Here is a 26,362-nt window from a genome sequence, read left to right as displayed (position 1 = left end):
GGCGGGGGATAATACCAGAGCGCAGCGCTGACGCAAGTTGTCGCTTGCACCGACCGTCGTCTGCTAGGCTCGCTGCGTCCTACTGCCTGCAGAGAAACTACGCGTGTCCGATGTCATCTTGCGCCTCGCCCTGCCCTCGCCGCTGAGACGCCTGTTTGACTACCGGGCGCCGCGCGGCATCACCAAAGCTATGTTGAGCCCGGGCATGCGCCTGCGGGTGCCATTTGGCCGCCGCGAAATGATTGGCGTGCTGGTTGAGATCGCCGACCACAGCGAGGTGCCGGCCGACAAACTCAAGCCCGCCCTTGAACTGCTTGACCCGGTTTCGCCGTTGCCACCGGCTTTGTTCAAGCTGTGCCTGTGGACGGCTCAGTATTACCAGCACAGCCTGGGCGACACCCTGAGCTGGGCGCTGCCGGTTCTGCTGCGCCAGGGCGAAGCGGCCGAGGCGCGCCAGGAGCGGTTCTGGCAGATCGCACCCGATGCCCGCCTGGACGACCCGCGCATCGCCCGCGCGCCGCGCCAGCGCGAAGCCCTTGCGACCCTTGGCCAGCACCCCCATGGCGTGGCGCACCCGGTACTGGGCAAGCTAGGCCTGAGCAAGGACAGCCTCGATCTGTTGCTGGCCAAGGGGCTGGTAACGGTCGAGGTTCGTCGGCATGCCCCCACTGGGCGTCATGAGCGCTGGCTCGCGCAACCGGAGCTGCCGCTCAACGACGAGCAGAAGGCCGCGTTCAACGCAGTGCGAGCAGGCTTTGGCAAGTTTCATGCGTTTCTGCTGGCAGGTGTCACCGGCAGTGGCAAGACCGAGGTTTACCTGCAACTGATCCGCGAGGCGCTGGAGGCGGGAAAACAAGCGCTGATCCTGATTCCTGAAATTAACCTGGGCCCCCAAACCCTGGCCCGCTTCGAGCAGCGCTTCAACGCCCGCATCGCCCTGCTGCACTCGGCGGTCAACGATCGCGAGCGCCTGGACGCCTGGGTGGCGGCCCGTGACGGTGAAGCCGACATTATTATCGGCACCCGCTCGGCGCTGTTCACTCCGATGAAAAACCCCGGCCTGATCATCATCGACGAAGAGCACGACGGCTCCTATAAACAGCAGGAAGGCCTGCGTTACCACGCCCGCGACCTGGCGCTGGTACGCGCGCATCAGGAAAACATCCCGATCCTGCTGGGCTCGGCCACCCCGTCTCTGGAAAGCCTGCACAACGCCTACACCGGTCGCTACGGCCTGCTGCGCCTGGAGCACCGCGCCGGAGGCGCCAAGCCGCCGCGTTTTTTGCGTCTGGATGTAAAAAGCAGGCCCCTGGACAGCGGCATCAGCGGCCCGATGCAACAAGCGATCGGCCAGACCCTGGCAGCCGGCCAGCAAGTGCTGGTGTTTCTCAATCGACGCGGTTTTGCCCCAACGTTGCTCTGCCACGATTGCGGCTGGCTGAGCGAATGCCCACGCTGCGATGCACGCATGACGGTACACCAGCGCTCCGGCGAACTGCGCTGCCACCACTGCGGCTATGACGAGCGAGTGCCACGCCAGTGCCCGCAATGCAACAAGGTGGACCTGCGCCCGGTCGGTGCCGGCACCGAGCGGGCAGAAGAACGCCTGAGCATTCTGTTCCCCGACTACCCGGTGCTGCGGGTGGATCGCGACAGCACTTCGCGCAAGGACGCGATGAATCAACTGTTCGCCACGATTCAACGCGGCCAGCCGTGCATTCTGGTCGGCACCCAGATGCTCGCTAAAGGCCACCATTTCCCAAGGGTGACGCTGGTATCTATTCTGGATGCGGACGGCGGGCTGTTTTCCGGCGACTTCCGTGCCAGCGAGCGCATGGCACAATTGATCGTGCAAGTGGCCGGGCGCGCTGGCCGCGCAGAGGAGCCGGGCAAAGTCATCATCCAGACCCACCTGGCCGACCACCCGCTGTTGGTGCAACTGACCGAACAGGGCTATTTCGCTTTCGCCGAACAAGCCTTGAGCGAGCGTCGTGCAGCCGGCCTGCCGCCCTTCGCCCACTTGGCCCTGCTGCGCGCCGAAGCGCACAAGCCTGGGCAAGCCGAGGGCTTTCTCGACGAAGCCTGCGGCGAAGCCGAACGCATCGTCGCAGAGCTTGGCTTGAGTGGCATCGAACTGCTGGGCCCGGTCCCGGCTCCAATGGAACGTCGGGCCGGGCGTTACCGGGCCCAACTGCTCTTGCAAGCCAATGCCCGCGCGCCGCTGCATCGGTTGATCAGCGCCTGGCTGCTGGTGCTGGAGCAGATGCCGGCCGGCCGGGCGGTGCGCTGGTCGCTGGATGTCGACCCCGTAGACCTCTATTAAGCTAAACACTTGGCCGGCGAATCGTCCCATCAGCCTTACCAAAGGTTGGCAAGTTCGTGCCAGAAACGGATAATGTTCAGTTTTTCCACCTGCGCACCTAAGCGCCACCGCGCTTGCGGTCGAAAGAGAATCCCATGAAAGACACCATTCGCCAGCTGATCCAGAACGCCCTGAACCAACTCGTCAATGAAGGCGTTTTGCCTGAAGGGCTGACGCCGGCGATCCAGGTGGAAAACGCCCGGGACAAGACCCACGGCGACTTCGCCAGCAATATCGCGATGATGTTGGCCAAACCTGCCGGCATGAAACCGCGTGACCTGGCCGACAAAATCATTGCCGCCCTGCCCGCTGATCCACAGATCAGCAAGGTCGAAATCGCAGGCCCAGGCTTTTTGAACTTCTTCCAAAACACCGACGCCTTGGCTGCCCGCCTGGACGCCGCCCTGGCCGACCCGCAGCTGGGCGTCGCCAAGGCCGGCCCGAAGCAGCGCGTGGTCATCGACCTGTCCGCGCCGAACCTGGCCAAGGAAATGCACGTTGGCCACCTGCGCTCGACCATCATCGGTGATGGCGTCGCTCGCGTGCTGGAGTTCCTGGGCGATGAGGTGATCCGCCAGAACCACGTGGGCGACTGGGGCACCCAGTTCGGCATGTTGCTCGCTTACCTGCAGGATAAGCCGGCCGCCAGCGACGAGCTGTCGGACCTGGAAAACTTCTACCGCGCCGCCAAGCAACGCTTTGATGAATCCGAAGAGTTTGCCGACCGCGCCCGTGGCCTGGTGGTCAAGCTGCAAGCCGAAGACCCTGAGTGCCTGGCACTGTGGAAGCGCTTCAACGAGATTTCCCTGTCGCACTGCCAGAAGATCTACGAGCGCCTCAACGTCAAGTTGACCCCGGCCGACGTCAAGGGCGAGAGCGCCTACAACCATGACCTGGCCAATGTCATCACTGATCTCAAGGCCCGCGGCCTGTTGGTCGAGAGTAACGGCGCCCAGTGCGTGTTCCTCGAAGAATTCAAGACCGCCGAGGGCACGCCCCTGCCGGTGATCGTGCAGAAGGCAGGTGGCGGCTATCTGTATGCCACTACCGACCTGGCTGCCATGCGCTACCGCAGCAATGTGCTCAAGGCCGACCGCGCCCTGTACTTCGTTGACCAACGCCAGGCCCTGCACTTCCAGCAAGTGTTTGAAGTGGCGCGTCGCGCAGGTTTCGTGACCAACGACATGCAGATGGAACACATGGGCTTCGGTACCATGAACGGCGCCGATGGCCGCCCGTTCAAGACCCGCGACGGTGGCACGGTCAAGCTGATCGACCTGCTCAACGAAGCCGAAGAACGCGCCTACACCCTGGTCAAGGAAAAGAACCCGCAACTGCCTGAGGCCGACCTGCGCAACATCGCCAAGGCAGTGGGCATTGGCGCAGTGAAATACGCCGACCTGTCCAAGCATCGCACCAGCGATTACAGCTTCAACTTTGACCTGATGCTGAACTTCGAAGGCAATACCGCGCCTTACCTGCTGTATGCCTACACCCGCGTGGCCGGTGTGTTCCGCAAGTTGGGCAAGGAGCTGCAAGACGTCGACGGCCAGATCCAGCTGTCGGCGCCACAGGAGCAGGAACTGGCGGCACGCCTGGCCCAGTTCGGTGAAGTGCTGAACAACGTCGCCGAAAAAGGCACCCCGCACATTCTCTGCACCTACTTGTACGATGTCGCCGGCCTGTTCTCCAGCTTCTACGAAAACTGCCCGATCCTGGCGGCCGAAACCCCGGAACAACAACAGAGCCGCCTGCGCCTGGCGGCCCTCACCGGCCGCACCCTCAAGCAAGGCCTGGAGCTGCTGGGTCTGGAAACCCTGGAGCGCATGTAAGTTGGCCGCCAAGAAAAAACCTGCACCCAAGCGTGGCGCCAGCCGTTATCAAACCCCGGCCAAAAAGCCGGTCCCGGGCTGGATGTGGATGGCGATCGGCCTTACCGTTGGCGCTTTTATCGTTTTTTTGATGAAGCTTGAGCCCGGCCGTGACGACATCAAACGGGTCAAGGCCGAAGATGCGAAGGCGGCGAAGATCGCCGAAGCCAACAAGACGCCACCCAGCCCCCAGCAACCGGTGAAGCCCAAGTACGACTTCTACACCTTGCTGCCGGAATCGGAAGTCATCGTGCCACCGGAAGCCGTACCGGAGAAAACCCCACCGGTCCCGGCCCAGGCCCCTGTGACTCCGGCCCAAGCCGCGAAGATCGATACCGCGCGTGCGGTCGCAGCCCTCAGCGGCCAGACCCCACCGCCTGCGCCCCCGGTGATCAAGCCGGCCGCAACCACGCAGTTCTTCCTGCAAGCGGGCTCGTTCCGCAAAGAGGCCGACGCGGACAAGGTGCGGGCGCAGATCATTTTGCTGGGGCAGTCGGTGCAGGTGGAATCCGGCACCGTCAAGGACGAGACCTGGTACCGCGTGCTGGTCGGGCCGTTCAGCAACCGTCAGCAGCTGACCACTGCGCAGAAACAACTGTCCGGCAGCGGCTTCAACAACCTGCTCCTGCAACAGCGCCAGACCCGCCAATAACCGGCGGCCGGGCCACCCGCGATGAACGCGCCGCGGTTTGCCCGATGGATTGCGGTGTGGCCATCGCAGCATAGGTATCTACACATCTTTTGGTGTACTGCTACGAATGTAGCCGCTGACGAGGTACGAGGCTGCGATCGGCAGCGAAGCGGCCGTAAAACCTGAGACCGTAATCCATCAGGCACACCGAAGGGCCTGAATTTACGACGGCTTCGCCGCCGATCGCAGCCTCGTACCTCGGCAGCGGCTACAAGAGCCGCGCTGCCCCAGAATTGTGTAGATACCTATGGCCATCGCAGTGGTCCGGCATTCCGGCAAGCCTGGCTCCTACCTGGCCGCACTGCGGTGTATTAGGCAATCAGCGCACCAAATGCAGGTACTGCATGTGCCGTTCGTACTGGTCGAGCACATCGTTGATGATCTGCTCTTTGCTGTAGCCGACCAGGTCATAGCCCTGGCTGCCTTCGCTCAAGTGCACTTCGGCACGGTAGTAGCGGCTGTTCTTCAGCTCGTGGCTGCCCGTGCCGCCTCGGGCGAAAGACGGCGTGAAGTAACCGCGCATCTGCACCTGATAGACAAACGGCCGCTCTTCGCCATGGCCGACTTCCAGCGTGACACTGTCGTGCCCCTCTTCGGCGGCGCTGACCTTCAGGCCCTTTTCTACAAATACCGCCGTCACCTCGGCAATGGCCGGTCGCACATGGCTGTCCATGAACCGGTACACCTCATCGCGTGAAGGAAAGTGCACCGCCTGGCTCAGCCGCTGGCGCCAACTGCTGCGCCGCGAGGTGGACACCGGCGCCAGGGAATACAGCTGGGCGATCTGGCGTTGCGACTCCAGATAGAAGGCCTTGTGCAGGCCCCACATCATTGCCAACAGGATCAGCGAGAACGGCAGTGACGTCAGCACCACCGCCGATTTGAGCGAGTCGATGCTACCGGCAAACAGCAAGCCAATGGTCACCAGCGCCGTCATCACACCCCAGAACACTCGCAGCCAGTTCGGCCCATCTTCATCTGGGCTACCGCCGCGCGCGGACAGGGTCGACAACACGACAGTGCCGGAATCGGCCGACGTCACGAAGAATACAAAGCTGATAAACACCGTGATAGCGATGACTGTTTTGCTGAAGGGATAGGTTTCCAGCAGCAGGTACAAGGTCATCGAGGGGTCATCCAGTGCCGATTGCCCCAATGCCGTCATGCCATGGCCAAGCACCTGCTCGATGGCGCTGTTGCCGAAGATCGACATCCACGCCAGGGTGAAGCCCAAGGGAATCAGCAGCACACCGAAGACGAATTCACGTATGGTGCGCCCCCGCGAAATACGCGCAATAAACAGACCCACGAACGGCGCCCAGGCGATCCACCAGGCCCAGTAGAAAATCGTCCAGTCCCCCAGCCAACTGCTCGATTCGTTGTAGGCATAGAGGTCGAAGCTCTTGGTGGGCAGTGCACCCAGGTAATCCCCAAGGTTCTGGATCAGCGTATTGAGCAAGTGCTGGGTGGGGCCGGCGAACAACACGAACAACAGCAACGCGCAGGCCAGCAGCATGTTGATGTCGGACATCACCCGCACGCCTTTATCGACGCCGGCAACGGCCACAATGATCGCCGCGCCCATCATCAACGTAATCAATGCCACCTGCACCCACTGGCTGTGAGACAGCCCAAACAGGTAATCCAGCCCGGCATTCAGGTGCAATACACCGAAACCCATGTCGGCGCCCAGGCCAAACACCGTGGCAATGATGCCGAAACCATCGACGGCATAGCCGATGGGGCCGTTGATGCGCTTGCCGATCAGCGGGTAGAGCGCCGAGCGCAATGCCAGCGGCAAATTGTGCCGGTATGCGAAATAGGCCAAGGCCATGCCGACAAAGGCAAACACACCCCAGCCATGCAGCCCCCAGTGCAGAAACAGCAGCTGCATGGCCTGGCGCGCGGCGGCCTCATTGCCCGCTTCGCCCTGAGGCGGCTGGAGCATATGGGTCAGGGGTTCGGACACACAGAAGAAAAACAGTGTGATGCTGATGCCTGCGGCGAACAGCATGCCAGCCCAGGATAGATAGCTGAACTCGGGCTCGTCGTGGTCGGCACCGAGCTTGATCTTGCCGTAGCCAGACAAGGCGGTGACCACCACGAAGACCAGATACAGCGTCATCGCCAGCATGTAATACCAGCCCACGGTGTTGGCGGCCCAGTTTTGCGCCGCCAACAACCACCGGCCGGCTTGCTCGGGCATCGCAATGACTATCAGGCTGAATATCAGGATAAAACTGGCGGCGAAGTAGAAAACCGGCGGGTTCATGCCGATCTTGGGGCTGGAGGCTGAAGGGGGTGCACTCATGCGCGGTGCACCTCGCGAGGTTGGTAAAGAGCTGAATAGAGCGGCTTCAGCAAAGGGTATCCTCCTGTTGACGCCGGCAGCGAACCACCGATTTAACTTGATTGAACGTTCAAGTTAAACACGAATGGCCGCTCAGGACCAATCCGGCCGGGCACCAGGAGGAGGTCAATGACCTCTCTTACTTCTGTGTTCCATCATCGTGTTGCAGGTTCGCTTGGGTCAGGTTGCTCTCCGGCGGCACACTGCGGGTCAACCAGACATTGCCGCCAATGGTCGAGCCTTTGCCGATGGTGATTCGCCCAAGAATAGTCGCGCCGGCATAGATCACCACATCGTCCTCGACGATCGGGTGGCGCGGCTGGCCCTTCTGCAATTGGCCGGATTCGTCGGCCGGGAAGCGCTTGGCGCCCAGGGTGACGGCCTGGTAGATCCGTACGCGCTCACCGATGATCGCGGTTTCACCGATCACCACACCCGTGCCGTGGTCGATAAAGAAACTCGGACCGATCTGCGCGCCGGGATGGATATCGATACCAGTGGCCGAATGCGCAAGCTCCGAGCTGATCCGCGCCAACAACGGCAGCCCGGCACGATAGAGATGATGCGCCAGGCGATGATGGATCACGGCCAGGATACCCGGGTAGCACAACAACACTTCGTCTACGCTGCGGGCTGCCGGGTCGCCGTGGTAAGCGGCCAGCACATCGGTGTCGAGCAAAATGCGCAGGCCCGGCAGGGCGGCAGCGAAATCCTGGACCATCCGCTCGGCCTTGGCGTCGACCTGGGCCTCATCGCATTTGCCTTTGCGCGCCACATAGCGCAACTCCAGCCGCGCTTGCCCGAACAGGGCATTGAGCGCCGAGTCGAGGGTGTGGCCAACGTAGAAATCCTCACTTTCCTCGCGCAGGTCCACCGGCCCCAGGCGCATGGGGAACAGTGCGCCGCACAGATGTTCCAGAATGCTGCGCATCGCTTCGCGCGAAGGCAACTCACGACCGCCTTGCTCACCGCTGCTGCGACCATTGGTTCGCCGCCACTCATCACGGGCGCTGCGCAATTGACCCACAATGGACTGCAACTGCCAACGCCCCTGCGCTTTTTCGCTCACGGTTCAACTCCTGACACTTGAGAGAGTGACGGCACATAAAGGGCCGCCTTATCGGCACCCACTCTACGGCAAAAAAACAACCTGAAAAAACACTCGATTCATTCGCCAGCCAGTCGGGCCGGCCTAACCGAGTATTTGCTGCCCTGGGATTGGCTGCCTATAGTCGAATCTTTTCCTGAAGCAAAATTCCCATGATCAAGCAAACACTCGCCCGCTTTAAACGCCTCGACTTGCTTGGCGCGCCGACGCCCCTGGAAAAACTCGAACGCTTGAGCACTTGGGCCCACCGGGACATCTACGTCAAGCGCGACGACCTGACCCCACTGGCCATGGGTGGCAACAAATTGCGCAAGCTGGAGTACCTGGCGGCCGACGCGCTGGCCCAAGGCGCCGATACGCTGATAACGGCAGGTGCGATTCAGTCCAACCATGTACGCCAGACCGCCGCGCTCGCCGCTCAACTGGGGCTTGGCTGCGTCGCCTTGCTGGAAAACCCCATCGCCACTACCCAGAGCAGTTACCTGAACAACGGCAATCGCCTGCTGCTTGAACTGTTTGGCGCCAGCGTCGAGCGGGTCGAAAACCTCGACAATGCCGATGACCAATTGCAGGCCTTGGCGGCGCGCCTGCAGGCAAACGGCAAAAAGCCCTATCTGGTGCCGATTGGCGGCTCCAATGCCCTTGGGGCGCTCGGGTATGTGCGTGCAGGCCTCGAGCTGGCCTCCCAGATCAAAGCCACGGGCCTGGACTTTGCAGCGGTGGTGCTGGCGTCAGGCAGTGCCGGCACCCACAGTGGCCTGGCCTTGGCCTTGAGCGAGCAGCTGCCGCAGCTGCCGGTGATCGGCGTGACCGTCTCGCGCACCGACGCCGACCAGCGGCCCAAAGTGCAGGATCTGGCCGAGCGCACCGCGCAACTGCTGGGCGTGCCATTGCCCGCTGCCTTTAAGGTTCGATTGTGGGATGAATATTTCGCCCCCCGGTATGGCGAGCCTAACGCTGGCACGCTGGCGGCGATCAAGTTGGTGGCCAGCCATGAAGGCCTGCTGCTGGACCCGGTCTACACCGGCAAGGCCATGGCGGGCTTGCTCGATGGCATCGGTAACCAACGCTTTGGCGAAGGCCCGCTAATCTTCCTGCATACCGGTGGAGCTCCAGCGTTGTTCGCATACCCCGAGGTCTGGAGCAAATAACCCATAAACACAAGAACGGGTCTGATCATGAATATTTCGGCATTCGGCAAGAAGTTCCTTTTCGCAAGCCTGGGCCTGGCACTCGGCAGCGGCCTTCTGGGGCAGGCCATGGCGGGCGAGCAATTGCAGCAGATCAAGGACAAGGGCGTGATCAATGTCGGGCTGGAAGGGACTTATCCACCCTTCAGCTTTGTCGATGCCGACGGCAAGCTGGCTGGCTTCGAGGTAGAGTTTTCCGAAGCCCTGGCCAAAGAACTGGGGGTGAAAGCCAAGCTGCAGCCCACCAAGTGGGATGGCATTCTTGCAGCGCTGGAATCCAAGCGCCTGGATGCGGTGATCAACCAAGTGACGATCTCTGAAGAACGTAAAAAGAAATACGACTTCTCCGAGCCCTATACCGTGTCAGGGATCCAGGCACTGACCCTGAAAAAGAATGAAGGCACCATCAAGACCGCCGCGGATCTGGCCGGCAAAAAAGTAGGCGTGGGCCTGGGTACCAACTACGAGCAATGGCTCAAGGACAACGTGCCCAAAGCCATCATCAAGACCTATGACGATGACCCGACCAAATATCAGGACCTGCGCGTAGGCCGTATCGACGCCATCCTGGTGGACCGCCTGGCCGCCCTGGAGCTGGTCAGCAAGGCCAAGGACACCGCCGTCTCCGGTGAAGCCTTCTCCCGCCAGGAAGCCGGTGTTGCCTTGCGCAAGGGTGAGCCAGAGCTGTTGGCCGCGATCAACCAGGCCATCGACAAGCTGCGCGCCGACGGCACGCTGAAAAAACTGTCGGAAAAGTACTTCAACGCTGACATCACTCAATGATCGAAGACAGCCTGCAGCTTGCGCTGGACTCCGCGCCCTTTCTGCTCAAGGGCGCGTACTACACCGTCATACTCAGCCTGGGCGGGATGTTCTTCGGATTGTTGCTGGGCTTTGGCCTGGCGCTGATGCGGTTGTCGAGCTTCAAGCTACTGAGCTGGACTGCCCGCATCTACGTGTCGTTTTTTCGCGGCACGCCGCTGTTGGTGCAATTGTTCGTGATCTATTACGGCCTGCCGCAACTGGGCCTGGAGCTGGACCCGCTGCCCGCCGCGTTGATCGGCTTTTCCCTGAACATGGGCGCTTATGCCTGTGAAATCCTGCGCGCAGCCATCAGCTCCATCGATCGCGGTCAATGGGAAGCGGCCGCCAGCATCGGCATGACACGTAGCCAGTCCCTGCGCCGGGCGATCCTGCCGCAGGCGGCGCGCACCGCTCTGCCGCCGCTGGGCAACAGTTTTATTTCCTTGGTCAAGGACACCGCCCTGGCGGCCACCATCCAGGTGCCCGAACTGTTCCGCCAGGCACAACTGATTACCGCCCGGACCTTCGAAATCTTCACCATGTACCTGGCTGCCGCGCTGATCTACTGGGTGTTGGCCAGCGTGCTTGCACACTTGCAGAACCGCCTGGAAGCGCGGGTCAACCGGCACGACCTGGAGCCTTGACGTCATGATCGTGGTTGAAAAACTCACCAAGCGATTCAATGGCCATAAGGTTCTGGACAGCATCGACCTGACCGTCCAGGCCGGTGAAGTGATCGCCATCATCGGCCCCAGCGGCTCGGGCAAGACCACCTTCCTGCGCTGCCTCAACCTGCTTGAAGTGCCAAACAGCGGCCGTATCCGCATAGGCGACATCGAGATCGACGGCAGCCGCCCCCTCAGCCAGCAGACCAGCCTGATCCGCAGGCTGCGCCAACAAGTCGGTTTCGTCTTCCAGAACTTCAACCTGTTTCCCCACCGCACGGCACTGGAAAACGTGATCGAAGGCCCGACCGTGGTCAAGAAAATCCCACGCGCCGAGGCGATCAATCTAGGCCGTGCATTGCTGGCCAAGGTCGGCCTGGCCGGTAAAGAAGACGCCTACCCCAGGCGCCTGTCAGGGGGGCAGCAACAGCGCGTGGCGATTGCCCGGGCGCTGGCGATGGAGCCAGAGGTGATCCTGTTCGACGAACCCACCTCCGCCCTTGACCCTGAACTGGTCGGCGAAGTGCTGGCAACCATTCGCAGCCTTGCCGAAGAAAACCGCACCATGATCATCGTCACCCATGAAATGGGCTTTGCCCGCGATGTGGCGAACCGCGTGGTGTTTTTCGACAAGGGCGTGATCGTCGAGCAAGGCGACGCGAAAGCACTGTTCGCCAACCCAAAAGAAGAACGCACCCGGCAGTTTTTGAGCAAGTTCCTTTCCGCCAAGTGATCCTGTGGGAGCTGGCTCGCCGGTATGCCGGACCACAGCGAATGCAGCCGCTGCGGGGTGTCTGACGCCCTGCGTTGTCTTATTCGCTGGCGAGCCAGCTCCCACAGGAAATGTGTCGTTCAATGCCTTAACAGACTGGCTCCTACATCGGGCTTGCCCGCGAATACGCCATAAGGTGATAGTGCCAAGACAGAACCTTGATGGGCAGACACGGCAATGACACTGCAACCCGACCAACTCAAACAGATCACCGATACCACGCTGGGTCATTACAACGATAGCGCCGAGTCCTTTCGCGAAGGCACCCGTGATCATGATGTGAGCCAGAATATCGCAGCCCTGCTAAGGCATTTGGGCGACGCAAAGCCGCTACAGATTCTTGACCTGGGTTGTGGCCCCGGCCGCGACCTGAAAACGTTCACAGCGCTAGGCCACACGGCGGTGGGCCTGGACGGGGCGGAGCGTTTTGTTGAGATGGCCCGCGCCGACAGCGGCTGCGAAGTCTGGCAACAGGACCTGCTGGCACTGAACCTGCCAAACGAACATTTTGATGGGATCTTCGCCAATGCCGTGCTGTTCCATGTGCCCAGCCAGGAACTGCCCCGCGTGCTGCGTGAACTGCATGCCACGTTAAAACCCGGTGGCGCGCTATTCAGCTCCAACCCGCGCGGGGACAATCAAGAAGGCTTCAGGGGTGAGCGCTACGGCGCCTGGCACGATTGGCAAAGCTGGCAAGCGCTGCTGCAAGACGCAGGCTTCGAGGAACTGGAGCATTTCTATCGCCCTACCGGGCTGCCGCGTGAACAGCAGCCCTGGCTGGCCAGTGTGTGGCGCAAACGCTAGACAGCATCCCTTGGCAGCATCAAGCCCAGCGGCAGCCGCACCCGGGCTTCCAGCCCGCCACCGGAGCGGTTGCGCAGCTCGACATTGCCACCGTGCATCGAAGCGATGCGCTTGACGATGGCCAAGCCCAGACCGGTGCCCTTGCCGCTGCGAGCCTTATCGCCCCGGGTGAATGGGTTGAAGATGGCTTCAAGCTCATCGGGGTCGATACCGGCGCCTCGGTCCAGCACACTCAGCACCACATAGGGCGCATTGGTATCACCTGACACGTAGGCCGCCACTTCAACACCGCTGCCGGCGTGGTACAGCGCATTGCCAATCAGGTTGTTGAGCAGCCGCTTGATCGAAATACGCCGCAAGGGGAACGGCGGGATCGGCTCCATGCACAAGCGCACGCGCTCCTCCTGCTGATTGAAGGGCATGACCACTTCCTGTATCAGGTCATTGAGGTCGACCTCTTCAATCGCCTCGTCACGACCATCGCGAATAAACGCCAAAAACTGATCGAGGATGGCGTCCATGTCTTCGATGTCGCGGACCATATCGTCCGTCAGTTCGTTGTCGCTGCTCATCAGCTCCAGTGACAGCCGCAAACGGGTCAGTGGCGTGCGCAAGTCATGGGACACACCCGCCAGCATCAGCTCCCGTTCACGTCCCGCCTGCTCGACGTCTTCAGCCATCTGGTTGAAGGCGCGGTATACCTCGGTCATTTCGCTCGGCGTATCGCTGACGGGCAAGCGCACGCTGCGCCCCTGCCCCAATTGCCGGGCAGCAAAAACCAGCCCTTTGAGTGGCTGGTTGAGTTGACGAACGAAGATCCAGGCCGACGCGGTGGAGAGCAAGCCGATCGCCAGAAACCAGCCCAGCACATTCCAGATTTGCTGGCCACGCAGCGGATGGGGATACAGCGGCACTTTCAGCCAGCCATCGCCCAGGCTGGGGGCGCGCACCCAAAGAGCCGGTGGCGCATGGATCCGCAAGCGAACTTCAGTGTCGTCTCCAAGCTCCGACTGCATCTGGCGCTGGTAGATATCACTATAAGGCCAGTGCTGCTCGCCTTCAGGGACCCCGGTACCGACCACCCGAATCAGCCCGGCCGCTTCGGCAACCTTGTCGCGATCATCTTCATCTGCCGCCCAATAGGCCCGCAACGTCAGGGCCACACCGTGGCTGTACTGGCGATCGACCAGCACGTCCTCGTTCATCAACAGATAGACCAGAGTCAAGGCCTTGGAGAACAGTACGACGATGAGCACAAGCCAAAGCGTGCGCGCGAAAAAGCTTTGCGGGAACCACAGGGGGGTTTTCATGAGCGACTACATACGTTGCAGGAACGAGCACGGCTCGCAAACATTGCGGAATGCGAAAGACCTGTTGTGCGGCATGCCACCCGGCAGCCCCTCAACAGGTCTCTCATTCCTACAAACCAACCATCATTACTTGGTGTTGCCGTCCGGCACAAACACATAACCCACGCCCCAGACGGTCTGGATATAGCGCGGCTTGGACGGATCGGGTTCGATCATGCGCCGCAGGCGGGAAATCTGTACATCGATGGAGCGCTCCAGTGCATCCCACTCGCGACCGCGGGCGAGGTTCATCAGCTTGTCGCGGGTCAGTGGCTCGCGAGCATGCATGACCAGCGCCTTGAGCACGGCGAACTCGCCGGTGGTCAGCATGTGCACTTCTTCGCCACGCTTGAGTTCGCGCGTAGCCAGGGACAACTCGTAATCACCGAAGGTAACGGTTTCGTCTTCGCTGCCGGGGGCGCCTGGCACCGGCGCGGCCTGACGACGCAGCACCGCCTTGACGCGGGCCACCAGCTCATCGGGGTTGAAGGGTTTGGCCAGGTAATCGTCGGCGCCCAGTTCCAGGCCCTTGATGCGGCTGAGCTCATCGCCCTTGGCGGTGAGCATGATGATCGGCACCTGGTTGTTCGCCGCGCGCAGGCGCTTGCAGGCCGACAGGCCGTCTTCGCCAGGTAGCATCAGGTCGAGGACGACCAGGTGGAAAACTTCGCGGGCCAGCAGGCGATCCATCTGCTCCGCGTTCGGTACCGCCCGTGCACGGTAGCCCTTGCTGGTGAAAAAACGCTCCAGCAGGCTGCTCAGGCCTGGGTCATCATCGACGATGAGGATTTTTTCGCCTTCGGCGTTTGCGGCAGTGCTACTCATGGCTTGCTCCTGTAATCACGGCACGCATTATGGACCAGGTGCCCACGGACGTGACCTGTGCATTGTTAGCAGATTTTTCCTCGTTCGCCAGCGCAAAGGGCAGGCCTGTGGCTTGCAGCTATCACACCAAAGTCAGGATCGCTGGTTATAATGCGGCGTTTTTACGTCAGGCCAGCCTGATCGGATTACTCGCCAGCCAGCGGCCGGCGGCACTGCATTCTCTATTTGTCAGGTGGTTTTATGGACAGCATCAACAGCCGCATCGCCGAGGAACTCGGTGTCCGCCCCCAGCAGGTCGAAGCGGCCGTGACCCTGCTTGATGAAGGCTCGACTGTGCCTTTTATCGCCCGTTACCGTAAAGAAGTCACCGGCAGCCTGGATGACACCCAGTTGCGTCATCTGGAAGAACGCCTGCGCTACCTGCGCGAGCTTGACGACCGGCGCGCCAGCATCCTTGCCAACATCGAAGAGCAAGGCAAGCTGACCCCTGAACTGGCCCGCGAAATCAAACTGGCCGACACCAAGACCCGGCTCGAAGACCTTTACCTGCCGTACAAGCAGAAACGCCGCACCAAGGGCCAGATCGCCCTGGAAGCCGGCCTTGGCGAGCTGGCCGACGGCCTGCTGGCCGATCCACAGCTGACGCCGGAAACGGAAGCTGCGCGCTTCGTCGATGCCGAAAAAGGCTTTGCCGATATCAAGGCCGTGCTCGAAGGCGCCAAATACATTCTGATGGAGCGCTTTGCCGAAGACGCCCGCCTGCTCGACAAGCTGCGCAGCTTCCTCAAGCAGGAAGCGACCCTGAGCGCACGAGTCATTGCTGGCAAGGAAGAAGCCGGCGCGAAGTTTCGCGATTACTTCGAGCACGATGAACCGGTCAAGAGCGTGCCGTCGCACCGCGCCCTGGCCATCTTCCGTGGTCGCAATGAGGGCATCCTGGGTTCGACCCTGAAGGTCGGCGAAGAACTGCCCGGTACAATGCACCCTTGCGAGATGATGATCGGCGAGCATTTCGACCTGAAGAACCAGAACCGCCCTGCCGACAAATGGCTGGGCGAAGTGGTGCGCTGGACCTGGAAGGTCAAGCTCTACACCCACCTTGAAACCGATCTGCTGGGCGAGCTGCGTGACAATGCAGAAAGCGAGGCGATCAACGTCTTCGCTCATAACTTGCACGACCTGCTGCTGGCCGCTCCGGCTGGTCCGCGTGCGACGCTGGGCCTGGACCCGGGCCTGCGTACCGGCTGCAAGGTTGCCGTGGTCGATGCCACCGGCAAATTGCTCGATACCGCCACCGTGTATCCGCACGTGCCGAAAAACCAGTGGGACCAGACCATCGCCGTGCTGGCTGCACTGTGCGCCAAGCACTCGGTCGACCTGATTGCCATCGGCAACGGCACCGCCAGCCGTGAAACCGACAAGCTGGCAGCCGAACTGATCAAGAAATACCCTGGTCTGAAGATGACCAAGGTGATGGTGTCCGAGGCTGGCGCGTCGGTGTACTCGGCCTCGGAACTGGCGGCCAAGGAGTTCCCGGACCTGGATGTGTCGATCCGCGGTGCGGTCTCCATCGCTCGTCGCCTGCAGGACCCACTGGCGGAGCTGGTGAAGATCGATCCGAAATCCATTGGTGTCGGTCAGTACCAGCATGACGTGTCGCAACTCAAGCTGGCCCGCGGCCTGGACGCTGTGGTCGAAGACTGCGTGAACGCCGTCGGGGTCGACGTCAACACGGCTTCGGTGGCCTTGCTGGCTCGCATCTCTGGCCTGAACGCCACGCTGGCCCAGAACATCGTCGCCCACCGTGACGCCAATGGTGCTTTCAAGACCCGTGCAGCACTGAAAAAAGTCAGCCGCCTGGGCGAGAAGACCTTCGAGCAAGCGGCCGGCTTCCTGCGTGTCATGAACGGTGACAACCCGCTGGACGCTTCGGCGGTTCACCCCGAAGCCTACCCGCTGGTGCAGCGTATTGCCGCCGAGACCGACCGCGACATCCGTTCGTTAGTCGGGGACAGCGCCTTCCTCAAGCGCCTTGACCCGAAAAAATACACCGACGAGACCTTCGGCCTGCCGACCGTGACCGACATCCTCCAGGAACTCGACAAGCCCGGCCGTGACCCACGCCCGGAGTTCAAGACTGCCGAGTTCCAGGAAGGCGTCGAGGACCTCAAGGACCTGCAACCGGGGATGATCCTCGAAGGCGTGGTGACCAACGTGACCAACTTCGGCGCTTTCGTCGATATTGGCGTGCATCAGGACGGGTTGGTGCACATCTCCGCGCTGTCGGAGAAGTTCATCAAGGACCCGCGTGAAGCGGTGAAGGCCGGTGATGTGGTCAAGGTCAAAGTCATGGAAGTGGATATCCCGCGCAAACGGGTCGGCCTGTCGATGCGCATGAGCGACACCCCTGGCGAAAAAGTCGATGGCGCTCGCGGCAGCCGCCCGGGCTCGGCACCGCGCCAGCACACGGCACCTGCCAAACCTAAGGAAACCGCAGCCCCGGTCAACAACGCCATGGCTTCGCTGTTCGCCAATGCCAAGACGCTGAAGAAACGTTAATGGATATTCCACAAGAGATCGTCCAAAGCGCCTACAGCAAACTGCTCGGTTGCCGCGTGCAACGCCTGGACGAGGGCGTGGCTGAAGTCGCCCTGGGGCTGGCGCCAGAACTGCGCAACCGCGGTGGCAACCTGCACGGCGGGGCGTTGTTCAGCCTGGTCGACATTGCCATGGGGCTGGCCTGCTCCAGCTCCCATGGCTTTGACCAGCAGAGCGTGACCATCGAATGCAAGATCAACTACCTGCGCGGTGTCAGCGAAGGCGATGTGTTGTGCATCGCCAGGGTCATCCATGCCGGACGCCGCACCCTGGTGGTTGAAGCCGACGTGCTTCAGGACGACAAACTGATCTCAAAAGCGCAAGGGACCTTCGCGGTCCTCTAGCCCCAAGCCTGGTTGTGCGGTAATTTCGGCTCCATGTGTGGGTTGCCGAAATTGCCGCCAGGCCTTGGCCCGCCTGGGCTTGCCCCGACTCCACCGACGACAGACACCAGGCGACAACGCCAGTTCCCTTTCTGCACCCTTGTAGACCATCAAATCTACCCCCATATTGGGGCGACTGATGCGTGAAGGAATCCATCTTGAGCGAACTTCTCAACCGCCGCCTGACCCTGCTTGGCGAGCGCGCCAACCTCTCTCTGCTCGAAAAGTGCTTGCACGGTATCGAGCGTGAATGCCTGCGCGTTACGGCCGATGCCCGTCTGGCGCAAACGCCGCACCCCGAGGCGCTGGGTGCTGCGCTGACTCATGAACAGATCACGACCGATTATTCGGAGTCGTTGCTGGAGTTCATCACCCCTGCCCTGACCGATCCTGCACAAACGCTGGACAGCCTGGACAAGATCCACCGCTTTGCCTACACCAAGCTTGGCGAAGAGTACCTGTGGAGCCCATCGATGCCGTGCGCCCTGCCGGCCGAAGAAGATATCCCCATCGCGTACTACGGCACCTCCAATATCGGCAAGCTCAAGTACGTGTACCGCCAGGGCCTGGCCCTGCGCTACGGCCGTACCATGCAGTGCATTGCCGGCATTCATTACAACTTCTCCCTGCCCGAACAACTTTGGCCGCTGCTCAAGCAGGCTGAAGGCGTAGCAGGCAGCGAGCGCGACTATCAGTCCGCCGCCTACATCGCCCTGATCCGCAATTTCCGTCGCTACAGCTGGCTGCTGATGTACCTGTTCGGCGCCTCGCCGGCACTGGACGCAGGCTTCCTGCGCGGTCGCCCGCACCAGCTGGAGCAATGGGATGCCGACACCCTGTACCTGCCGTACGCCACCAGCCTGCGCATGAGCGACCTGGGTTACCAGAGCAATGCCCAAGCAGGCCTGACGCCTTGCTACAACGACGTGACCAGCTACACCGACAGCCTGCGCCGCGCGGTCGCAACGCCCTATCCGCAGTATGTCGAGATTGGCACCCACAAGGATGGCGAATGGGTTCAGTTGAACACCAACATCCTGCAGATCGAAAACGAGTACTACTCCAACATCCGCCCCAAGCGCGTGACCTACTCTGGCGAGCGCCCGATCCAGGCGTTGATGTCTCGCGGCGTGCAGTACGTGGAGGCCCGCTGCCTGGACATCAACCCGTACCTGCCCACCGGCATCGACCTGCCCCAGGCGCGTTTTCTCGACGCTTTCCTGCTGTTCTGCGCGCTGGAAGAAAGCCCGCTGTTCCAGAGCAGCGAATGCGGCAATTGCTCCTCGAACTTCCTGACCGTGGTCAAGGAAGGCCGGCGCCCTGGCCTTGAGCTGCAACGCCACGGCCAGCCGGTAGAGCTGAAAGCCTGGGCCACCGAATTGCTGGAGAAGATCAAGCCCCTGGCCCGGTTGCTGGATTCGAGCCGGAATCTTGATGAGCACATCAAAGCCCTGGAGCAACAGCAGAAAAAGATCGAGGACGCCTCCCTGACCCCCTCTGCCCGCGTTCTGGCGAGCATGGCCGAGCACAAGGAAAGCTTCAGCCAGTTCTCGATGCGCCAGAGCGTGGCCCATGCCGAGTACTTCCGGGGCGCCCCCTTGAGCACCGAAGAACAAGCCAGGTTCGAAGCACAGGCGCGTACCTCACTTGAGCAACAAGCTGAGCTTGAGCTCAAGGAAGTGGGCGATTTCGATGTGTTTGTCGGGGCGTATCAGGCGAGCATCCTGGGGATCGGCAACTAAACCCCAAACCGCGTCGCCTTCATCGCAAGCAAGCTTGGCTCCTACAGGAGTGATGTAGGAGCAGACGGTTCGGCGCTCCGACTTGCTCGCGATGGCCACACCGCGGTTTGTCTGATGTACCGCGGTGTGTTCATCGCGAGCAAGCTCAGCTCCTACAGCAATGGCCACACCGCGAATGCTTACAGGGCTTTCTCGAAGATCTTCGAATTACGCTGGTAGTTGTACAGCGACGCCCGTGCCGCGGGCAGGCGCTCGACGCCGCTGGGGATAAAGCCGCGCTCGCGAAACCAGTGCGCGGTACGGGTGGTCAGCACGAACAGGGTTTTGAGGCCCATCTCCCGCGCACGCTCTTCAATACGCTCAAGCAATTCATCACCCCGCCCACCGTGCCGGTATTCCGGGTTCACGGCCAGGCACGCAAGCTCGCCGGTGTCTGAATCGGCAATCGGGTAAAGCGCTGCGCAGGCAATGATCATCCCTTCACGCTCGACCACACTGAACTGCTCGATCTCGCGCTCCAGCACCTCGCGGGAACGACGCACCAGAATGCCCTGCTCTTCCAGTGGGCTGATCAGGTCAAGCAAGCCGCCGACGTCTTCGATCGCCGCCTCACGGACTTTCTCGAATTGCTCCTGGGCCACCAGCGTACCGCCACCGCCACGGGTGAACAGTTCAGTGAGCAATGCGCCGTCTTCAACGTAACTGACGATATGGCTACGCGCCACGCCGCCGCGGCAAGCTTCGGCGGCGGCATCGAGCAATTCACCCTGATAATCGGTGCCCAGGCGCACCAAGTGTGCCGGCACTTGTTGTGGGCGCAATTCACGTACCAACCGCCCGTTTTCATCCAGCAAGCCCGGTTCGGCGCCAAACAGCAGCAGCTTGTCGGCACCCAGCTCGATGGCCGCACGGGTGGCGACGTCTTCGCAGGCCAGGTTGAAAATCTCGCCCGTTGGCGAATAACCCAGAGGCGATAGCAGCACGATGGAGCGCTCATCGAGCAGGCGGCTGATGCCCTTGCGGTCGACCCGGCGCACTTCACCGGTGTGGTGGTAGTCCACGCCTTCGAGCACACCAATCGGACGGGCGGTGACCAGGTTGCCCGAGGCCACGCGCAAACGCGAACCCTGCATGGGCGAGGACGCCATGTCCATCGACAGCCGCGACTCGATGGCAATGCGCAGTTGGCCTACGGCATCGATCACGCACTCAAGGGTGGCCGCATCGGTCACCCTCAAGCCACGGTGGTAATGCGGCGACAGACCACGAGCGGCCAGGCGGCTTTCGATCTGCGGGCGTGAGCCATGCACCAGTACCAGGCGCACACCCAGGCTGTGCAGCAGCACCAGGTCGTGGACGATATTGCCGAAATTAGAATGCTCCACCCCGTCGCCGGGCAGCATGACGACGAAGGTGCAGTCACGGTGGGCATTGATGTAAGGCGAAGCATGACGCAACCAGTTGACGTAATCGGGCATAACCAAAAGAGCCTGTAAAAATGGAACGGAACGTGAAGGCACACAGCGCTCGAAGGGTTATCGTCGGAACAGGCTTGGCGTCACGCGCTTTCTCCTTAGGGTGTTAGATGGCCTGGCTCAGCGGGCAATGACTGGACTCAGGCAATAATAGTGGATCAGTTCACGCAATAGACGCACCGTAGGCTCCAGACGTGACATTTCCAGGTATTCGCCCGGCTGATGGGCACACGCGATGTCGCCAGGGCCCAGCACCAGGGTTTCGCAACCCAGCCTTTGAAGATAAGGCGCTTCGGTGCCAAAGGCTACTGCTTCGGCCCGATGACCGGTAAGACGCTCGGCAACCCGCACCAGTTCTGCATCGGCGGGCTGCTCGAAGGGTGGCACAGACGCAAACAGCGGTGCATAGTCGATCTGGACCTGATGTTGCTCGGCCAAGGGCTGCAGTTTCTGCCGGATCGCCGCGCGCAAGGCCTCGGGGTCCATGCCAGGCAAAGGACGAAGGTCAAACTCCAGCGAGCATTGCCCACAGATACGGTTGGGGTTGTCGCCGCCATGGATGCAGCCAAAGTTGAGCGTGGGCTGCGGCACGCCAAACTGCGGGTTGTTGAACTCCTTTTGCCATTGTTGGCGCAGCAACTTGAGCTGGCTGATGGCGTCATGCATGGCCTCCAGCGCGCTATGACCCAGACTGGGGTCAGACGAATGGCCACTGCGCCCTAGAATATCGATGCGCTCCATCATCACGCCCTTGTGCAGGCGAATCGGCTTGAGCCCGGTCGGCTCGCCAATCACCGCCGCACGGCCCAGCGGCCGGCCCGCGTCTGCCAGGGCGCGGGCACCGGCCATCGAGCTTTCCTCGTCGCAAGTGGCCAGGATCAATAGCGGTTCACGAAAAGGCTGGTCGAGCAGCGGGCGCACCGCCTCGATGATCAGTGCAAAGAAGCCTTTCATGTCGCAACTGCCCAGACCCACCCAGCGCCCGTCCACTTCGGTCAACTTGAGCGGGTCGGTTTTCCACAGCTGCGGGTCGAAGGGCACCGTGTCGCTATGGCCGGCCAGCACCAGCCCGCCGGGGCCGCTGCCAAAACTGGCGAGCAAGTTGAATTTGCCGGGCGATACGGTCTGGATATCGCAGGCAAAGCCCAGATCTCCCAGCCAGCCGGCCAACAGGTCGATCACCGCTCGGTTGGACTGGTCCAGCGCAGGTTGGGTACAGCTTACCGACGGCGTGGCGATCAAGGCGGCGAACTGGTCTTTCATCGACGGCAACGGCATGCGAATTCTCCCTGGACGAACTTCATCATAGGGCCATCGGGCACCATCAATAAACCGTCGTGGCGTGACTGCTGTACACTGCGCAACCTACGTCACACCTCTCAGATGCTCTCGCTAGCCGAGCTTGGATTCTCCAGCATGCACAAAGAAACAGAAATCAAACTGCGCGTCAGCCGCGAAACCCTCGCCGCGCTGCGTGACCACCCATTGCTGAAGAAGCGCAACAAAAGCGGCTGGGAGCGCAGCGAGCTGTTCAACCAGTATTTCGACACCCCGGACCGTGAGCTGGCCGCCGCCAAGGTCGCCCTGCGCCTGCGTCGCGATGGCGACGCCATCATCCAGACCCTCAAGGCCCGTGGCAAAAGCGTTGCCGGCCTGTCCGAGCGCATCGAACACGAATGGCAGCTGCCCAAGGCCAAGCTGGATTTGAAGAAGCTGGACGGTGAATGCTGGCCAGAACAATTGGCTGACCTTGACAAAAAAACCATCAAGCCCGCCTTCACCACCGATTTCGTCCGCGAACGCGCTGAAATCGCCTGGGGTCGTGGCAAGGCCAAGGTCGTCATCGAAGCCGCACTGGATCTGGGTGAAGTAGTTGCCGGCAAACAACGCGAAGAAATCTGCGAGCTGGAGCTTGAGTTGCGCGAAGGTGACGCCGGCGCCCTGCTGGAGCTGGCCGCTGAATTGGCCGCCAGCCTGCCGCTGATGCCCTGCGATATCAGCAAGGCCGAGCGTGGCTATCGCCTGTTCGATGCCAGCAGCTATTCGCTGAGCCTGCCAAACCCGGAATTCAATGCCGAAATGCCGCTGGACGACGCGTTCAACGCATTGGCCTGGCACCTGCTTGCCAGCAGCCAGCGCCTGGCCGAGCAGTACCGCTTCAATGGCCACTGGCGCCTGCTGCAAAGCTGGGTCGATCAGTTGATCGAACTGCGCGCTGTACTGGGCAGCCTCGGTCAGGCGGCTCCACGCGCCACCACTCACGATCTGCGCGTGCGCCTGGACGCCTTGTTGGAAGACTGGCGCCCGCTGCTACAGGCCGGCCAGGAAGACGAAGACGTGCGCAAGGCCGCACCCGAGCAGTTTGCCGAAGAGTTGCTGGACACCCGCTGGGGCGAGTTTTCACTCAATGCCTCGCGTTGGCTGCTGGCCCGCGGCTGGACCGTCGAGCGCAACAAGCGTGGCGACCGCCAGGGCAACGCGCCGCTGGCCAGCTGGCTTGCACACTTCTTCCTTGAAGAATGCGCGGCCCTGCAACTGGCGCGCTACCAGCTGCAACCGGAAGACCTGGCCGAGCAACTGCCACGCATCGAGCGCCTGCAGGTGTGGCTGCATCACGCCCGCGACGTCGTCGAAGCGCCGGACCTGGATCGTCTCTATGGCGAGCTGAACAAACTGCAGCAGCTGGCCAACTTGTCGATCACCGACGAAGTCCTGCAAGCACGTGCCCAGCAAGCCCTGACCGTTAGCCAGAACCAGGGCTGGAAGCAACTGTTGCGCAAGTAAGTGCTATAGCAACACTGGCTAACGGATAGTGGTCTTGATCTGGTACGAGGCGTAGATTTCATCGCGAGCAAGTCGGAACGCCGAACCGTCGGCTCCTACCAGATCGATTCCGGGCATTCGACCGTTCGGTAATTATTGGCAACCTTTGCCTTTAGTATCAGCAACTCCCTCGGCAACCCTCGGTCTACTCTTGCTCTGTAGCCGCTGCCGACAGGCTGCGATCGCCGGCAAAGCGGGCGCAGGATCTTGAGATCCGCACTGGCGCCCCTGACGGGCCGCATCGCAGCCTTCGGCAGCGGCTACAGGTTTTGTAAGCAGTCTGTACCGTGAATGTTGTTCGAAGGAGTTCGCATGTCTCTCGTTGCCGCCCACCAGGACCGATGGCTGGACCTGAACGACCTGATGCGTGAATTGCTCGCCCAGGGTTTTATCAGTCAGGACGCTGCCGAGCAGGCCCTGACCAATCGCCAAAGCGCACGTAACAGCCAATTGCACCCTCTGGAGTTCATTGCCGCCCAGCATCTGGAGGACCAGAGCCGGCCCGGTAAAAAACTGAGCCTGGAAAACCTGACCCTGTGGCTGGCGCAGCAGGCCGGCCAACCGTACTTGCGGATCGACCCACTGAAGATCGACGTGGCGGCCATCACGCCATTGATGTCCTACGCCTTCGCGCAGCGCCACCGGATCCTGGCGATTGCCGTCGATCACGACGGCGTTACCGTGGCCAGCGCCCAACCTTATGTCCATGGCTGGGAAGCGGATTTGCGCCATGTGCTCAAGCTGCCGATCAAGCGCGTGGTCGCCAACCCTGCCGATATCCAGCGCTTCACCGTGGAGTTCTTTCGCCTGGCCAAGTCAGTCAGCGGCGCCAGCAGTGTCGAACACAAGGCTGGGCATCTGGGCAACTTCGAACAACTGCTGAACCTGGGCGCCAGCGACCAAGAGCCGGACGCCAACGATGCTCACATCGTCAATATCGTCGACTGGCTGTTCCAGTACGCCTTCCAGCAGCGGGCCAGCGATATCCACATAGAGCCGCGACGCGAGCAAGGCACCGTGCGCTTTCGCATCGACGGCGTGCTGCACAATGTCTATCAGTTCCCGCCTCAAGTCACCATGGCGATTGTCAGCCGCCTCAAGAGCCTGGGCCGCATGAACGTGGCCGAGAAGCGCAAGCCCCAGGACGGCCGGGTCAAAACCAAGACCCCGGATGGCGGTGAAGTCGAACTGCGTCTTTCCACCTTGCCAACTGCCTTCGGCGAAAAAATGGTCATGCGGATCTTCGACCCACAAGTGCTGCTCAAGGACTTCAATGAGCTGGGCTTCTGCGCCGAAGACCTGCGCCGCTGGCAAGACATGACCGGCCAGCCCAACGGCATCATTCTGGTGACGGGGCCGACCGGCTCGGGCAAAACCACCACGCTCTACACCACCTTGAAAAAACTGGCGACGCCCCAGGTCAACCTCTGCACCATCGAAGACCCGATCGAAATGGTCGAGCCAAGCTTCAATCAGATGCAGGTCCAGCACAACATCGACCTGACCTTTGCCAGCGGCGTGCGAGCGCTGATGCGCCAAGACCCGGACATCATCATGATCGGCGAAATTCGCGACCTGGAGACCGCCGAAATGGCCATCCAGGCAGCGTTGACCGGCCACTTGGTGCTCTCGACGCTGCACACCAACGATGCCCCCAGCGCCATCAGCCGCCTGTTGGAGCTGGGCATCCCGCACTACCTGATCCGCGCTACGGTACTGGGGGTCATGGCCCAGCGCCTGGTCCGCACCCTTTGCCCCCACTGCAAGGCGCCGCAAACGCCACCCGAGGCAGACTGGCAGGAGCTGACCCGGCCCTGGCAGGCACCGCCACCGCAAAACGCACAACGGGCCATCGGTTGCCTGGAGTGCCGGGACACCGGCTACCGAGGCCGCTCTGGCGTGTATGAAATCATGCAGCTGACCGATGGCCTCAAGGCCCTGATCAATGCCGATACCGACCTGATCGTGCTCAAGCGCCAGGCCTATATCGAAGGCATGCGCAGCTTGCGTCTTTCCGGCGCGCAGAAAGTCGCCGCAGGGCTGACGACCCTGGAGGAAGTCCTGCGGGTGACGCCAAGAAACGATATGACGGGTTGAAAAGGTTGAGTGAGGGCTACGGAACCGAAATCGGGATTTGACGATCAAAGTGCCCGTTCAAGTCCAGTGCGGAGCACTTTCATGCGGTACAAGTTTGCTGTAGCAGCCGTTGCGCTGCTGTCTCTCCCCGTCGGCTCGGCCATGGCCGACTCCTTCTGGCGCGGCGTCATTACTTCAGGCGCCACGACCGGCTCCAGTTACTTGACGTCCAAAGATCACAAGATGATCGTGGCGGCCCAGGATGACGCGAGCAGCTTCGTGGCCAGCGACGGCCAGATTCGTGGGCCTTACCTGGAGTCGGCCATGCGCAAGGCACGGGCTGATAACCCCGGTCTGCAGGCCAGCGACATGGACCTGGCCCATGCGATCCTGGCCAAGAACACCCTGCAATAAAAACACCCTGTAGGAGCAGACCTTGGTCGCGATGGCATCGCTGCGGTCTGTCTGGGAACC

Annotated in this window: 20 protein-coding genes; 14 read left to right on the top strand and 6 right to left on the bottom strand. The window is 61.5% G+C overall.

Annotated features, from left to right (window positions below):
* The first annotated feature begins 103 nt into the window (after nucleotides 1-103).
* From AC3IX4_RS01050 to AC3IX4_RS01040, 3 genes are all read left to right on the top strand, one after another.
* Nucleotides 104-2,323, top strand: coding sequence for a primosomal protein N' (locus tag AC3IX4_RS01050; protein ID WP_489258846.1), 2,220 nt, complete (start codon nucleotides 104-106; stop codon nucleotides 2,321-2,323).
* A gap of 134 nt (nucleotides 2,324-2,457) precedes the next feature.
* Nucleotides 2,458-4,194 (top strand): arginine--tRNA ligase, encoded by a 1,737-nt coding sequence (argS, locus tag AC3IX4_RS01045; RefSeq protein WP_489258845.1) that lies wholly within the window; start codon nucleotides 2,458-2,460, stop codon nucleotides 4,192-4,194.
* A 1-nt stretch (nucleotide 4,195) separates the two neighbouring features.
* Nucleotides 4,196-4,885 (top strand): SPOR domain-containing protein, encoded by a 690-nt coding sequence (locus AC3IX4_RS01040; protein ID WP_489258844.1) that lies wholly within the window; start codon nucleotides 4,196-4,198, stop codon nucleotides 4,883-4,885.
* A gap of 358 nt (nucleotides 4,886-5,243) precedes the next feature.
* On the opposite strand, the gene betT is transcribed toward AC3IX4_RS01040, so the two are convergent.
* Together betT and epsC are read right to left on the bottom strand one after the other, a co-directional pair.
* Nucleotides 5,244-7,196, bottom strand: coding sequence for a choline transporter BetT (gene betT, locus AC3IX4_RS01035; protein WP_489261182.1), 1,953 nt, complete (start codon nucleotides 7,194-7,196; stop codon nucleotides 5,244-5,246).
* 217 nt (nucleotides 7,197-7,413) lie between these two features.
* On the bottom strand, nucleotides 7,414-8,343 hold the full coding sequence (epsC, locus tag AC3IX4_RS01030; protein ID WP_489258843.1) for a serine O-acetyltransferase EpsC: 930 nt from the start codon (nucleotides 8,341-8,343) through the stop codon (nucleotides 7,414-7,416).
* Nucleotides 8,344-8,534: 191 nt separating this feature from the next.
* On the opposite strand from epsC, the gene AC3IX4_RS01025 reads away from it, so the two are divergent.
* The 5 genes from AC3IX4_RS01025 (at nucleotide 8,535) to AC3IX4_RS01005 (ending at nucleotide 12,617) form a co-directional block, all read left to right on the top strand.
* Complete coding sequence (locus AC3IX4_RS01025) at nucleotides 8,535-9,533, top strand: D-cysteine desulfhydrase (RefSeq protein ID WP_489258842.1); 999 nt, start codon at nucleotides 8,535-8,537, stop codon at nucleotides 9,531-9,533.
* 27 nt (nucleotides 9,534-9,560) lie between these two features.
* Nucleotides 9,561-10,355, top strand: a complete 795-nt coding sequence (gene tcyJ, locus AC3IX4_RS01020) for a cystine ABC transporter substrate-binding protein (protein ID WP_489258841.1) — start codon at nucleotides 9,561-9,563, stop codon at nucleotides 10,353-10,355.
* Nucleotides 10,352-11,020, top strand: coding sequence for a cystine ABC transporter permease (tcyL, locus tag AC3IX4_RS01015; protein ID WP_489258840.1), 669 nt, complete (start codon nucleotides 10,352-10,354; stop codon nucleotides 11,018-11,020). The genes tcyJ and tcyL overlap by 4 nt, the downstream gene beginning before the upstream one ends.
* A 4-nt stretch (nucleotides 11,021-11,024) precedes the next feature.
* Entirely contained in the window at nucleotides 11,025-11,774 is a 750-nt protein-coding gene (gene tcyN, locus AC3IX4_RS01010; RefSeq protein WP_489258839.1) for an L-cystine ABC transporter ATP-binding protein TcyN, read from the top strand.
* A 216-nt stretch (nucleotides 11,775-11,990) separates the two neighbouring features.
* Complete coding sequence (locus tag AC3IX4_RS01005) at nucleotides 11,991-12,617, top strand: class I SAM-dependent methyltransferase (RefSeq protein WP_489258838.1); 627 nt, start codon at nucleotides 11,991-11,993, stop codon at nucleotides 12,615-12,617.
* Here the strand turns inward: AC3IX4_RS01005 and AC3IX4_RS01000 are convergent.
* The gene (locus tag AC3IX4_RS01000; protein WP_489258837.1) at nucleotides 12,614-13,927 is read right to left on the bottom strand and encodes an ATP-binding protein; all 1,314 of its coding nucleotides are present in this window, start codon (nucleotides 13,925-13,927) and stop codon (nucleotides 12,614-12,616) included. The genes AC3IX4_RS01005 and AC3IX4_RS01000 overlap by 4 nt on opposite strands.
* Nucleotides 13,928-14,053: 126 nt before the next feature.
* A complete protein-coding gene (gene ompR, locus AC3IX4_RS00995; protein ID WP_489258836.1) occupies nucleotides 14,054-14,791 on the bottom strand; it encodes an osmolarity response regulator transcription factor OmpR in 738 nt (245 codons plus the stop codon).
* Between the two features lie 240 nt (nucleotides 14,792-15,031).
* On the opposite strand from ompR, the gene AC3IX4_RS00990 reads away from it, so the two are divergent.
* The 3 genes from AC3IX4_RS00990 to gshA all read left to right on the top strand — a co-directional run bounded on the left by AC3IX4_RS00990 (nucleotide 15,032) and on the right by gshA (nucleotide 19,514).
* The gene (locus AC3IX4_RS00990; RefSeq protein ID WP_489258835.1) at nucleotides 15,032-17,350 is read left to right on the top strand and encodes a Tex family protein; all 2,319 of its coding nucleotides are present in this window, start codon (nucleotides 15,032-15,034) and stop codon (nucleotides 17,348-17,350) included.
* A complete protein-coding gene (locus AC3IX4_RS00985) occupies nucleotides 17,350-17,733 on the top strand; it encodes a PaaI family thioesterase (RefSeq protein ID WP_489258834.1) in 384 nt (127 codons plus the stop codon). Before AC3IX4_RS00990 ends, AC3IX4_RS00985 begins: the two co-directional genes overlap by 1 nt.
* A gap of 197 nt (nucleotides 17,734-17,930) precedes the next feature.
* Complete coding sequence (gene gshA / locus AC3IX4_RS00980; RefSeq protein WP_489258833.1) at nucleotides 17,931-19,514, top strand: glutamate--cysteine ligase; 1,584 nt, start codon at nucleotides 17,931-17,933, stop codon at nucleotides 19,512-19,514.
* Nucleotides 19,515-19,693: 179 nt separating this feature from the next.
* Here gshA and argA read toward each other — a convergent pair whose 3' ends face one another.
* Together argA and argE are read right to left on the bottom strand one after the other, a co-directional pair.
* On the bottom strand, nucleotides 19,694-20,992 hold the full coding sequence (argA, locus tag AC3IX4_RS00975) for an amino-acid N-acetyltransferase (RefSeq protein ID WP_489258832.1): 1,299 nt from the start codon (nucleotides 20,990-20,992) through the stop codon (nucleotides 19,694-19,696).
* 117 nt (nucleotides 20,993-21,109) lie between these two features.
* Nucleotides 21,110-22,267, bottom strand: coding sequence for an acetylornithine deacetylase (argE, locus tag AC3IX4_RS00970; RefSeq protein ID WP_489258831.1), 1,158 nt, complete (start codon nucleotides 22,265-22,267; stop codon nucleotides 21,110-21,112).
* 138 nt (nucleotides 22,268-22,405) lie between these two features.
* On the opposite strand from argE, the gene AC3IX4_RS00965 reads away from it, so the two are divergent.
* The 3 genes from AC3IX4_RS00965 to AC3IX4_RS00955 all read left to right on the top strand — a co-directional run bounded on the left by AC3IX4_RS00965 (nucleotide 22,406) and on the right by AC3IX4_RS00955 (nucleotide 26,302).
* On the top strand, nucleotides 22,406-23,773 hold the full coding sequence (locus tag AC3IX4_RS00965; RefSeq protein WP_489258830.1) for a CYTH domain-containing protein: 1,368 nt from the start codon (nucleotides 22,406-22,408) through the stop codon (nucleotides 23,771-23,773).
* 351 nt (nucleotides 23,774-24,124) lie between these two features.
* Nucleotides 24,125-25,909, top strand: coding sequence for a type IV pilus assembly ATPase TfpB (gene tfpB / locus AC3IX4_RS00960; RefSeq protein ID WP_489258829.1), 1,785 nt, complete (start codon nucleotides 24,125-24,127; stop codon nucleotides 25,907-25,909).
* Between the two features lie 81 nt (nucleotides 25,910-25,990).
* Entirely contained in the window at nucleotides 25,991-26,302 is a 312-nt protein-coding gene (locus tag AC3IX4_RS00955) for a DUF2388 domain-containing protein (protein WP_489258828.1), read from the top strand.
* Nucleotides 26,303-26,362: the final 60 nt, after the last annotated feature.

It is taken from the genome of Pseudomonas sp. KH_021, from assembly GCF_057838865.1.
The sequence above is the reverse complement of the archived record's forward strand: the minus strand, read 5'-3'. Positions and strand labels throughout refer to the sequence as shown.